This is a genomic window from Blautia wexlerae (assembly GCF_013300825.1).
Lineage (GTDB): Bacteria > Bacillota > Clostridia > Lachnospirales > Lachnospiraceae > Blautia_A > Blautia_A wexlerae_B.
The window spans coordinates 40,127-52,333 of the sequence record NZ_JAAIMY010000024.1; the positions used below are offsets into that span (position 1 = coordinate 40,127).

The following is a 12,207-nucleotide window of genomic DNA, read 5'->3' on the forward strand; positions in this document are numbered from 1 at the left end:
GTCTATATCAGACAGACATAAAAATATAAAAGGGCAGGCTGTATGACTGAAATAATATCCTTCATACAACCTGCCTCTTCTATATTTTCAACTTCTCTTTTCTGCAATTTCTGTTTTTGACTTGTAAATGTGATTTGCAGGTACGCAGCCTCTTACTGAAGAAAGTGGGTAAATGTTGCAGCATCGTCCGATCACAGTTCCGGGATTTAATACGGAGCCGCAGCCTACTTCTACGTTGTCACCCAGCATTGCGCCGAATTTCTTCAAGCCTGTTTCAATCTTCTCGTCACCGTCTTTTACAACTACCAGTTTCTTGTCAGATTTTACATTGGAACAGATGGAACCTGCGCCCATATGGGATTTGTAGCCGAGAACTGCATCGCCTACATAATTGTAGTGCGGAACCTGTACCTTGTTGAAAAGTACCGCATTCTTTAATTCCGTAGAATTACCTACTACTGCACCCTCACCTATAATTGCTTTTCCACGTATAAACGCACAGTGGCGTACTTCTGCTTCTTTACCTATGATGACCGGACCGTTGATGCAGGCTGTAGGTGCTACTTTGGCACTCTTGGCGATCCATACATCTTCTGATGGGTGGTCGTATTCTTCTTCACTTAAGGTCTGTCCCAGTTTCAGAATGAAATCTCCGATCTCCGGTAATACTTCCCATGGATATGTTTTTCCTTCAAATAAATCCTTTGCGATTGTTTCGTTCAGATCCAGAAGGTTTGCAATTGTAAAATCTTTTAACATAATATTTTCCTCTTTTCTCTCGCTATGATGACATGTTTTCTTTTATCTGTCACAAATACACACTACTTTGAAGCAGACGGCTTTCTGCAGGTACGTGACCGTCCCGCTGCGGACGTTGATCTGCCTGTTGTTTTCGCACTGTTTTTTTCAGATGAATCCTTATAATTCACTGCTGCAGCATCAAAGAACTGTCTCAGATATGGCTGGATATTGCTGTCCTCCACTTGTCTGGTGCGAAGGCGCACAAAATGCTCCAGCTTGTCCATATATTCCTGTTCTGTAATACTACCCTCTGCCACATAATTCAGTCCTTTTTCCCAGCTTGCAGTCAGTTCCGGGTTCAGAAGCTGTCTGATGGAGCAGTTTACCACATCAAAGATCATCTCTCCAAGAAGGGTTGGAGTGATCACCTGGGTTTTCTTATTGAGTGCCAGATATTTGATATTGCACAGTTTCTTAAGAATTTCCGCTCTGGTGGCACTGGTTCCGATTCCGCAGCTTTTAATCTGGGCACGAAGCTCTTCGTCCTCGATCAGCTGACCTGCATTCTCCATTGCAAGAATCATAGAACCGGAATTATAACGCTTTGGCGGCGATGTCTCGCCCTCTTTGATACTCAGGCTGTCCACAGAGAGTATATCACCTTTTTTCAGGTTCTGCAATGCGGCAAGAAGTCTGGTATCACATGCCATATCCTCAGCCGAATCATCAGCTTTGTTCCCGCCGTTTTTTCCTGTATCCGGATCTTCCTCTTCACTTCCCTCACTGTCCGCTGCACCGGCTCTGTTCACACTGCTCATGGCATTTGCTGCTTTTCGCTTCGCAAAAGAATTTGTGGCAACTTTTAAGTACCCTTCATCCAGCAGTACTTTAAATGAAGAAAAGAAGCTCTCATTCTGAATTTTTGTCACAAGACTAATCTTCTGATATACTGCAGGCGGATAAAAAATACATATAAATCTTCTGACAATCGTCTCATATACACGTTGCGCAGTAAGAGAAACACTTCTCAATGCATTTAAGCCCTGGCCTGTGGGTACGATTGCATAATGGTCTGTAATCTGTTTATCATTGACATATCTGGTTTTTGCCAGATTTTTGTAATTTTCCTGTTCAATAATGTGCTGTGCGATTTCTGCTGTATGTTCATAATTTCGCAACCCGGAAATATTCTTATAAATCTCCTTTGCAGCCGCAGTAGACAATACACGGGCATCTGTTCTGGGATAAGTGACCAGTTTCTTTTCATACAGTTCCTGTACGATTTTTAATGTCTCATCCGGGCTGATCTTGAACAACTTGGAGCACACATTCTGAAGCTCCGCCAGGTTAAATAAAAGCGGCGGATTCCTGTTCTCTTTTTTCCGCTCGATTTTCTCTACTGTACATTGCAGCGGCTGACTCACAGACAGCTCCTGTATCAGTTTTTCAGCATAGGCTTTCTCTTTAAATCCGTTCTCTTTATACAGATAAGGAGTCTGGAAATATCTGCTGCCTTCCACAGCTCTCCACTCTCCCTCAAAGTTTTCTCCCTCAAGGGCAATGCTGCTGAGTACGCGGTAAAACGGAGTTTTCACAAATGCACGGATCTCGCGCTCTCTTCGCACTACCATTCCAAGTACACAGGTCATAACCCGTCCTACGGAAATGGCCTGATATTTCGTATTTAAATAATTTGACACACTGTTTCCATAACGCAGTGTCAGTACACGGGAAAAATTAATTCCCATGAGATAGTCTTCTTTCGCCCGAAGATAGGCTGAAGCAGAAAGATTGTCATATGCTGACAGATCTTTTGCCTCTCTGATTCCTCTCATAATTTCTTCTTCTGTCTGAGAGTCGATCCAGACCCTCTTTTCTTTTTTTCCATGAACACCTGCCATCTGTGCCACCAGACGGTAAATGTATTCCCCCTCACGTCCGGAGTCGGTACACACGTAAATGGTGTCCACATCCTCACGGTTAAGCAGTCCTTTGACAATCTCAAACTGCTTCTGCACTCCGGGGATCACTTCATATTTAAATTCGCGCGGCAAAAAAGGCAGGGTATCTAAACTCCACCTTTTATATTTGATATCATATTTTTCCGGGTAGCTCATGGTGACCAAGTGTCCCACGCACCAGGTCACCACGCTGTCCTGAGATTCCAGGTAGCCATCCCGTCTTTGTCCGTTGATTTTCAAAGCTTTTGCGAATTCCTGTGCCACACTGGGCTTTTCGGCTATGTATAAAGCTTTTGACATATTATTTATCTGCACTCATCTTTCTGAGCGGCCATGCCAGCAACAGGGCACCGCCCACCATATTTCCTAAAGTTACTACTACCATGCTCTTTACCATGGCTCCAAGGGATAATCCAGGTACCAGACAGTATGCGGTAACAAAGATTCCCATGTTTGCGATGCAGTGCTCAAATCCGCTTACAACGAATCCTGAGATACACATAACGATCATCAGGAATCTTCCTGCATCACTCTTTAATTTCATACCACAGAGCACACCAAGACAGACGAAGAAGTTACAGAGCACTGCTCTGAAGAACATCTGTCCGAGCGGAATACTCAGCTTGTTTCCGATAAATCCTGCAAAATAATCTGCTGTTCCGGATGCTCCGGCCCATACAAACAGCAATGCTAAAATTGCACATCCGACAAAGTTTCCAAGGTAGCTTACTCCCCATACCTTACCGGCCTCTTTCCAACTTACCTGTTTATCATAGGCTCCGAACGCCATTACCATATTATTTCCTGTAAAAAGCTCGCCGCCTACAAAGCTGATCAGGAGCACTGCAATGGAGAATACTAATGCCCCCATAAATTTTCCCCATTCAGGCATGGTCTTGGAGAATACGTTTCCAACTACATTACTGTAGATCATGGCCACATCAATAAAAAATCCCGCCATGACCGCACGTATAAAGTACTTGAAAAAGTTGGTATTCACCAGGTTACTCTTGGCTTTCGCCGCGTTTGACACTTTCTGTACATCTTCGTAATTCATAACTACACCTCCGCAATGTATTTTATTGAGAACATTATATCACCTGAATATCTGTTTCACAACCGAAATCGTCAAACAATTCAAGAATATTCATCAGATTTGTAATTATGTTCCATTATATTCGAAGATTTTTATAGCAATTCCATAAACTAATGTGTTCAAGACAGTTCGGCTGAATACAAAGGACAAGAAAGATATCTGCAGACATGCTGACGCAGGAGAAAATGTCTGAAATTAAAGCTGGTTTTTTTATTCAAATACAACTGCTTTATCCTGCAATTCTGTTACATATCCGATAACACCGCCGAAGATATCCATACCTGCAAGTTCTTCTGCAAGAACATCGGCTTCTTCTGCCGGTACTGCAAGCAGAAGTCCGCCGGATGTCTGCGGATCGAATACCAGATCCTCCATCCAGAGTTCCTTAATCTCGCTTCGTACTTCATCGCCTGCGAAGTCACGATTTCTGTATGCACCTTCAGGGATCAGCCCCATCTGTGCATATTCTTCAACACCCTCAATGATCGGAAGTTTCTCAGACTGGATCACCAGAGTTTTCTGGCTGCCTTTTGCCATTTCCAGACTGTGGCCTGCAAGACTGAATCCTGTTACGTCGGTACAGCTGTGGATCGTGTATTTAGATGCAATCTCTGCTGCATATTTGTTCAGCTTCGCCATGATCTTCTGGACTCTCTCAATTTCTTCCTGAGACGCCATTTCTGCCTTAATGGCAGTGTTAAGAATTCCACAGCCCAGCGGTTTGGTAAGAATAAGGATGTCTCCTTCTTCTGCACCGTAATTTTTCCACATTTTGTCCGGATGCACATAACCAGTTACACAGAGTCCGTATTTCGGTTCTTTATCATTGATAGTATGCCCGCCTGCAAGGACTGCTCCGGCTTCCATGACCTTATCTGCACCGCCGCGCAGAATCTGCTCCAGTACTTCCGGACCAAGGCAGTTTGGAAATGCTACCACATTTAATGCCAGTTTCGGAACACCGCCCATTGCATAGACATCACTCAGTGCATTGGCTGCCGCAATCTGCCCGTACATATACGGATCATCCACTACCGGCGGAAAAAAGTCTACTGTATGGATCATTGCCAGTTCATCATTAATCTTGTATACTGCTGCATCGTCTGATGTCTCCGGACCTACCAGAAGCATCGGATCTGTAAATTTCGGAAGTTTGCCTACTACCTGCGCCAGAACTTTCGGGCCAATCTTAGCACCGCATCCGGCTGCACTGGCAAGCTGTGTAAGACGCACTTCACTTTTTTTCATTTCATTTCCCATAAGTCAGTTCACCCCAATTGATCTCCATATTCAGAATCTCCGCGTAACTGTTCAATACTTTCGTTACTGTAAACGGAGTGAACAGTAACGTACTTTCACAGCCAACAGACTGCCGAATAGTTACATATCTTCTATAACAAGAGATTCAGTGCTATCATTGTATCATGTTTTCACATATCCGTCAAAATATGAACCGTTTACCATATATCAGGTATTCCTATAAATCTTTCCATTTTATGCAAGAATCCTATAAATCTTTTCATATTCCAGATCCTGTTCCTTCATATAGGAAGCTGTTTCTTCTTCGTTCTGTTCCCCGCATTTCCACGCAAGGCCGCAGGAAGCTGATATTTCTCTTGGCACAGGAATCAATCTGCCTGTAAATTTGTTTTTCTTACATTCCCTTTCCATGGCAATTGCCTGAGTGGTAGTTTCAAAAGTCACCACTGTTGTCAGAACTTTTTCTTTCATAATCCGTCGTGTCCTCATAAAAAGAGGCACCGTTACCGGCACCTCTTTTATTATTTTCTATAAATTATTTCGCCTGGATATATCCTTTTGCTTTTAAGGTTTCAGCACAGAGAACTGCTCCGCCTGCTGCACCTCTGACTGTATTGTGGGAAAGTCCTACGAATTTCCAGTCATATACGGTATCTTCACGAAGACGTCCTACAGATACGCCCATGCCATGTTCGAAGTTTACATCCTCTGTAACCTGCGGACGGTTGTCCTCTTCCAGATACTGGATGAACTGCTTCGGAGCACTTGGAAGTTCTAATTCCTGTGGAAGTCCCTTGAACTCTACTAATGCTTTGATAAGCTGCTCTTTAGTAGGGTTCTTACGGAATTTAACGAATACAGCTGCTGTATGTCCGTTCAGTACCGGTACACGGATACACTGGCATGTGATAACCGGTTCTGTAGCAGGTTTGATCACACCGTCTTCTACTTTACCCCAGATTCTTAATGGCTCTTTCTCGCTCTTCTCTTCCTCGCCGCCGATGTATGGGATGATGTTTCCAACCATTTCCGGCCAGTCCTTAAATGTCTTACCTGCTCCAGAGATTGCCTGATATGTAGTAGCAACTACTTCATATGGCTCGAACTCTTTCCATGCAGTTAATACAGGAGCATAGCTCTGGATAGAGCAGTTTGGTTTAACAGCGATAAATCCGCGTGTTGTTCCGAGACGTTTCTTCTGGGATTCGATTACATCGAAGTGTTCCGGATTGATTTCCGGCACTACCATCGGTACATCCGGTGTCCATCTGTGAGCACTGTTGTTGGAAACAACCGGTGTCTCTGTCTTAGCATATTCTTCTTCGATTTTCTTGATCTCTTCTTTTGACATATCTACAGCAGAGAATACGAAATCAACTGTTGCAGCAACCTTCTCTACTTCGTTTACGTTCATAACAACAAGATTCTTGACACCCTCCGGCATTGGAGTATCCATTTTCCATCTTCCTCCAACTGCCTCTTCGTATGTCTTTCCTGCACTTCTCGGACTTGCAGCTACAGTTACAACTTCAAACCATGGATGATTCTCAAGCAGAGAGATAAATCTCTGACCTACCATACCTGTAGCACCTAAAATACCGACTCTAAGCTTTTCACTCATAATATCTTTCTCCTCTTTATCTTCTGCCCGCGTCTCTACCCTTGCGCGGACATTTTTATCCAGGTGTCCTTATATTACGTACATCTGTCTTTCTTGTACATACTATAACAAACCAAAATAAATTGCAAGCATTTTTTTAATTTTCTTCCAGATATTTTTTGTTCTCAGCGATCACTTTCTCCATCACGTCAGGTCCCGGCGCACCGATGGTCATACGTTTTTCCACACAGGTTTTCATACTGATCGCTTCGTAAATATCGTTCTCGAATACCGGGCTGATGGCTTTATATTCTTCAAGAGGAAGTTCATCCAGAGAAATCCCTTTATCAATACAGGTAAGCACCAGACGGCCTACAATGCCGTGTGCATCGCGGAAAGGTACTCCATGATTTACCAGATAATCGGCTGCATCTGTGGCGTTTGTAAAGCCATTCTTTGCACTTGCTTCCATATTCTGTTTGTTGAACTGCATAGTTGAGACCATGCCCGTGAAAAGGGCAAGGCATCCTTTTACAGTGTCAATGGCATCAAATGTAAGTTCTTTGTCTTCCTGCATATCTTTGTTGTATGCAAGAGGGATTCCTTTCATGGTTGTAAGGATAGATGTTAATGCCCCGTATACACGTCCTGTTTTTCCTCTTACAAGTTCTGCGATATCCGGGTTCTTTTTCTGAGGCATGATACTGCTGCCTGTACTGTAGGCGTCGTCTATCTCTACGAAGCGGTATTCATTGGAGTTCCACATAATGATTTCTTCGCAGAAACGGCTCATGTGCATCATAATTGTGGAGAATGCGGACAGCAGTTCAATCACATAGTCTCTGTCTGATACAGAGTCCATGCTGTTTCTGGTCGGGCCGTCGAAACCGAGAAGCTGTGCTGTATATTCTCTGTCAAGCGGGTAGGTGGTTCCTGCCAGTGCGCCTGCACCCAGAGGACAGGTGTTCATTCTCTTACGGATATCTGCAAGTCTGCTTCTGTCACGTACAAACATTTCAAAGTATGCACCTACGTGGTGAGCCAGTGTGACCGGCTGCGCTTTCTGGAGGTGTGTGAAGCCTGGCATGTATGTGTGGACATTCTCTTCCATGATCTTCTGAAGTGCTTCGAGAAGTTTCTTTACCAGTTCGTCTGTCTCGTCAATCTCATCTCTTACATAGAGTTTCATGTCAAGGGCTACCTGGTCGTTACGGCTTCTTCCTGTGTGAAGTTTCTTGCCTGCATCACCGATTCTGTCGATAAGGTTTGCTTCTACAAAGCTGTGGATATCTTCGTATTCGGATGTGATCTCGAGTTTGCCAGATTTTACGTCTGCAAGGATTCCGTCAAGTCCTGCTTCGATCTGGTCTTTTTCTTCTGCTGTCAGGATTCCCTGTCTGGCGAGCATTGCTACGTGTGCTTTGCTTCCTCTGATGTCCTGTTCATAGAATTTCTGGTCAAAAGAGATGGATGCGTTGAAGTTATATACAAGTTTGTCTGTTTCTTTTGTGAAACGTCCGCCCCAAAGCTGTGCCATTGTGTTATTCCTCGTTTCTTCTTTATTTTTGGTATTATTGCTTTTACGTGTTAGTGTAACATATTTTTTCAGTATTGCAAAGTAGTTAGTTTGGAATCATTCAAAAGGTACGTGAAGAAAAAGAAGGTGTGTTGGGGCTTAGTTTCGGAACCCTGTAATTCTAAGGCATTCGGGAATCTGCTAAAACCATGAGCCGCCCTCTCAAACTCGCTCCGTTGCAAACTTCGCTCAGACACGTGAGACGGTCGGCTCATAACGCAGATTCCCGAATACCAAGAATTACAAGAACCCTCAAATGCGCCCCAACACACCTTCTTTTTCTTCACTGGGTATTGGCTATATGTTACATAATTGTGGTTACTGCTTTATTTTCTGTTTTCAGCCTCTCTTCGGGAATAGACGCAACCGCAGTAGTTCTGACGGTAGAGGTCGTATTCGTGGGATAGTTCGATGGAACGTTTGTAGCCGTTTTTTTTCTTGAAGTCAGATGGGAGGTGTTGGACGTGGTAGATTTCTGCCAGTTCTTCTCCGATTTCGTTGATCTTGGCTGCGTTTTTCAGAGGGCTGATGGAAAGAGTTGTGGTAAAATAGTCATAGCCGCCCTCTTCTGCCAGTTTTGCTGCTTCTTCCATGCGGAGGCGGTAGCATTTGAAGCAGCGTTCGCCGCCTTCGGGTACATCTTCGAGACCTTTTGCCATTCGGAAGAATTCCTGTGGGTCGTAGTGACCCTCTATCAGTTTGACAGGGTGTTCAAATTCCATGGAGTTTACAAGACGGGTAATTTCATGGACTCGTTTGCGATATTCTTCTTCCGGGTAGATGTTTGGGTTGTAATAGAATACTGTGATGTTGAAATATTTCGACAGGTATTCCAGTACGTAACTGCTGCAGGGTGCACAGCAGCTGTGGAGAAACAGGCTTGGGATTTTGTTGTCTTTTTGCGCCTGATCTATAAGTTTTTCCAGTTCTTTCTGATAGTTTCGTTTATTCAACAGTATTATTATATCCTTTCTGCATCTTCACAAATGCTTTTTATTATCTTTTAATAAAATGCGAATGCCTGTTCAGGCATTCTCTATTGTGCCTTCGTAATGATTCTTTGTATTTTTTGATTTTCTGCACTCTCCAATTCGTTCGCCCATTTTTACGATAGTCTCATATCCCTCTTCTGTATTCTCGATCAGATCATAGTCAATACGGACTTTTCCCGGCTGGATGAGGAGGATTATTGTGGAACCTCCGAATTCGAAGTTGCCTTTTTCCTGGCCTTTCTTTACTGTGGCAGGATTTTTATGGAGATTTGTGATTTTTCCTACCATCATGGCACCTACTTCCATCATGAGGATGGTTCCGAATTGTTTTGTTTTCAGCAGAGTGTATTCTCTGGCGTTTTCTTTGTAGATGGGATATACATCGTTTGCTGCAGGATTCACTGTGTGGAAAACGCCGGGCAGAGTTACATTCGCGGATTTTCTTCCATCTTCCACATAGCAGTAATGATGATAGTCATCTACTGTCAGTCTGAAAATCAACGCATAGCCGCCTGTGTATCTCTCAGCAATTGCCTTATTCTTCAGAAGCTGTCCTGCTGTATATTCTGTATCTTTGATGCTGAAACGTGAGTCTGAGCTGATCCTGTGTACGGAAAGTTTTCCGTCACAGGGGCTGATCAGGATGTTTTCGCGCATATCGATCGGGCGTTCTTCTTTTCGGATGCGCCTTATAAAGAAGTCATTCCATGAAGAGAAGTTCTGTTTTTCGTAAATGCTTAGGTCAATCTTGTTGTTTTTTACAAAATCCGGTACAAATCTGGCAGAAAGTCTGGTGTTAAGCAGGACTCCCGCTGCCTTTGACACGAAAGGTCTGATCAGGAGTTTCAGGCAGAGTCTGCCACCCCGGTCATTATATAAATGCCGTAGGAATTTATCCTGCTCATTCTCTTCAATCGTGATATTTCCTTTTCTGTCAATATACTTCATTCGTATCTTCCCTCCATAAAAGTATAACCGCAGCCTCCCGTTTCCCGGGAACCGCTGCGGCCAGTCAACAGTTATATTTATTTTATATCAAACGGAACATCTTCGCAAGTGCAAGTGCTACGACTGCAACCAGCAGGATGCGTACCGGATTCTGAGGTTTTTTTACCTTTATATCCAGAATAAAAAGCAATCCCACGATAATTACTGCAATATGTATCACGATCAGGAAATAGAGTCCGCAATATCTTCTCATCAGATAAAGGAACGGCAGAATGATCGCCATGGATGTGATTGGAAGCCCCTGATAATACTGTCTGTTCTCAGAAGTCTCATTCTGTCTCTTTGCTTCTGAAACATTAAAATATGCAAGACGGATGACAGATGCCACACTGTAAAAAATAAGCGCCCCAATCCCCGCCGGTGTATTCACACCCAGACAGTAACAGATCATTGCCGGAAAAATACCAAAGCAGACCACATCACATAAGGAATCGATCTGAATCCCGAAATTCTTCTCATCATCCGTACGGTTCTTCTTTGTTCTGGCTATCTTTCCGTCAAACATATCACACAGTCCGGAAAGTGCCAGACAGAAAATCGCAACCTTAAAATCCCCCTCCAGAGCCCTGGTAATTCCAAATACGGAAATTCCCAGGCTTATATAAGTCAATATTACCGTATAATCATAAATTCCTAAAAACATATTTTCTCCCCCTACTTTTCTTCTTGTTCTTTTCTTCCTATTATGAAATACGCCACACAGGTCATCACTGCACTGATAAGCATCTGTGCATAATAGGAAATTCCTCTGCTGAGCAGCATTGCAGGAAGTAATGCTTCTCCGAAAACCGGTGCAAACATCACCAGATAAAGAGACTCACTGATTCCCATTCCTCCGGGTAAAGGCAGCATATCAACAGAGACAGATATGACAGACTGCAAAATCGTAAGGGTTATGATGGAATATCCATGAAATCCCAGCGAACGGTATACCCAGTATGTAACTGTAAATAACAAAATCCTCTGCGCCATAGTGATCAGGAGCACTTTCAGGATCACCAGCTTGTGACTTGCCCAGAAAGCCGCAGTTTCATGATACTGATCCATAGACGCTTCCAGTTTCTCAAGCCGGGTTGTCTTTGGCTTAAGGAAACGGAAATGTTCAATAAGTTTCAGTCCTTTTACCATAATCCACTTCGCCAATCCAGGGGCAAATACAAGGATCATCATGAAAGTAACGCAGAAAATATTCAGGCCTACGCCCAGGTAAAACACCCACATGTACTGACCAAGATATCCTTCCAGAAAGCCTCTGCCAAAAATCCAGATTACAATTCCGATCACTACCAGAACCGCTTTATAAGTAATCGTGACAATCATCAGGACCAGCGTAGTGACAGGAATCGGAAGTTTGTCCTTTTTCATAAAATAAATCTGCATTGGCTGTCCGCCGGATGCAGACGGTGTGATACAGCTGAAAAAGAATCCCACAAAAGAATACAGAGCACAATGCCCCATCTTTACTTTTGCTCCGAGAGTCCGCATCATATAGAAGATAATTACAGACTCGCCAAGTATGAACAGTACCACACAAACCACGCTGATCAGTAAGTAAACCGGATCTGCCTGCCGTACTGTATGAATAATCTCTCCCAGATCCTCTCCCTTAAATACCATATATACGGTAATGGAAAATATAAGGATCAGAAAAATGGTGTTAAATATTGATTTCTTTTTGTTTCTCATTTGCTTACACTTTCTTATACAGTTTTTTACAGCATTCGTCTGATTTCTATACCCGATTCATATATGTCACAGTGTCTGATATATGTATATTTCTGATATGAAACACATAGTAAACAGTAACGTATTCCTTACAGAACATTTGCTCTCAAATACTATCGCAGTAAAAATACTATAGTTTATCTATTATATCATACCCTGACATTTCTGCATATCATAAATTATGAAAATATTCGTTACTGTTCACTCCGTTCACAGTAACGTAGCCAAAATTCATTCCAGATTGCCTT

The 12,207-nt window shown here is 43.2% G+C and carries 11 protein-coding genes; all 11 read right to left on the bottom strand.

The genetic code is table 11. From position 1 onward, the window contains the following. Positions 1–87 precede the first annotated feature (87 nt). The gene (locus tag G4417_RS12340; RefSeq protein WP_008707500.1) at positions 88–759 is read right to left on the bottom strand and encodes a UDP-N-acetylglucosamine pyrophosphorylase; all 672 of its coding nucleotides are present in this window, start codon (positions 757–759) and stop codon (positions 88–90) included. A 62-nt stretch (positions 760–821) separates the two neighbouring features. Beyond that, positions 822–3,002 (bottom strand): DNA topoisomerase, encoded by a 2,181-nt coding sequence (locus G4417_RS12345; protein WP_173683700.1) that lies wholly within the window; start codon positions 3,000–3,002, stop codon positions 822–824. Position 3,003: 1 nt separating this feature from the next. Beyond that, positions 3,004–3,759: a formate/nitrite transporter family protein gene (locus G4417_RS12350; protein WP_173683701.1), complete on the bottom strand. Its 756-nt coding sequence runs from the start codon at positions 3,757–3,759 to the stop codon at positions 3,004–3,006. Positions 3,760–4,008: 249 nt separating this feature from the next. Continuing rightward, positions 4,009–5,046, bottom strand: coding sequence for a selenide, water dikinase SelD (selD, locus tag G4417_RS12355; RefSeq protein ID WP_173683707.1), 1,038 nt, complete (start codon positions 5,044–5,046; stop codon positions 4,009–4,011). A gap of 246 nt (positions 5,047–5,292) precedes the next feature. Continuing rightward, positions 5,293–5,529 (bottom strand): DUF3343 domain-containing protein, encoded by a 237-nt coding sequence (locus G4417_RS12360; RefSeq protein ID WP_008707504.1) that lies wholly within the window; start codon positions 5,527–5,529, stop codon positions 5,293–5,295. Between the two features lie 64 nt (positions 5,530–5,593). Beyond that, the gene (gene asd / locus G4417_RS12365) at positions 5,594–6,679 is read right to left on the bottom strand and encodes an aspartate-semialdehyde dehydrogenase (protein WP_008707510.1); all 1,086 of its coding nucleotides are present in this window, start codon (positions 6,677–6,679) and stop codon (positions 5,594–5,596) included. A 136-nt stretch (positions 6,680–6,815) separates the two neighbouring features. Continuing rightward, complete coding sequence (argH, locus tag G4417_RS12370) at positions 6,816–8,195, bottom strand: argininosuccinate lyase (RefSeq protein WP_173683702.1); 1,380 nt, start codon at positions 8,193–8,195, stop codon at positions 6,816–6,818. 365 nt (positions 8,196–8,560) lie between these two features. Continuing rightward, positions 8,561–9,190 (bottom strand): epoxyqueuosine reductase QueH, encoded by a 630-nt coding sequence (locus tag G4417_RS12375; protein ID WP_119243712.1) that lies wholly within the window; start codon positions 9,188–9,190, stop codon positions 8,561–8,563. Between the two features lie 69 nt (positions 9,191–9,259). Then, on the bottom strand, positions 9,260–10,174 hold the full coding sequence (locus G4417_RS12380) for a phosphatidylserine decarboxylase (RefSeq protein WP_173683704.1): 915 nt from the start codon (positions 10,172–10,174) through the stop codon (positions 9,260–9,262). 82 nt (positions 10,175–10,256) lie between these two features. Beyond that, positions 10,257–10,877 (bottom strand): CDP-alcohol phosphatidyltransferase family protein, encoded by a 621-nt coding sequence (locus G4417_RS12385; protein WP_118341815.1) that lies wholly within the window; start codon positions 10,875–10,877, stop codon positions 10,257–10,259. Positions 10,878–10,888: 11 nt separating this feature from the next. Beyond that, entirely contained in the window at positions 10,889–11,920 is a 1,032-nt protein-coding gene (locus G4417_RS12390) for a lysylphosphatidylglycerol synthase transmembrane domain-containing protein (protein ID WP_173683705.1), read from the bottom strand. Positions 11,921–12,207: the final 287 nt, after the last annotated feature.

Excerpts from the sequence above, each read along its gene's own strand:
- G4417_RS12340 (WP_008707500.1), bottom strand. The coding sequence starts at position 759 with ATGTTAAAAGATTTTACAATTGCAAACCTTCTGGATCTGAACGAAACA.
- G4417_RS12345 (WP_173683700.1), bottom strand. The coding sequence starts at position 3,002 with ATGTCAAAAGCTTTATACATAGCCGAAAAGCCCAGTGTGGCACAGGAA.
- G4417_RS12350 (WP_173683701.1), bottom strand. The coding sequence starts at position 3,759 with ATGAATTACGAAGATGTACAGAAAGTGTCAAACGCGGCGAAAGCCAAG.
- selD (WP_173683707.1), bottom strand. The coding sequence starts at position 5,046 with ATGAAAAAAAGTGAAGTGCGTCTTACACAGCTTGCCAGTGCAGCCGGA.
- G4417_RS12360 (WP_008707504.1), bottom strand. The coding sequence starts at position 5,529 with ATGAAAGAAAAAGTTCTGACAACAGTGGTGACTTTTGAAACTACCACT.
- asd (WP_008707510.1), bottom strand. The coding sequence starts at position 6,679 with ATGAGTGAAAAGCTTAGAGTCGGTATTTTAGGTGCTACAGGTATGGTA.
- argH (WP_173683702.1), bottom strand. The coding sequence starts at position 8,195 with ATGGCACAGCTTTGGGGCGGACGTTTCACAAAAGAAACAGACAAACTT.
- G4417_RS12380 (WP_173683704.1), bottom strand. The coding sequence starts at position 10,174 with ATGAAGTATATTGACAGAAAAGGAAATATCACGATTGAAGAGAATGAG.
- G4417_RS12385 (WP_118341815.1), bottom strand. The coding sequence starts at position 10,877 with ATGTTTTTAGGAATTTATGATTATACGGTAATATTGACTTATATAAGC.
- G4417_RS12390 (WP_173683705.1), bottom strand. The coding sequence starts at position 11,920 with ATGAGAAACAAAAAGAAATCAATATTTAACACCATTTTTCTGATCCTT.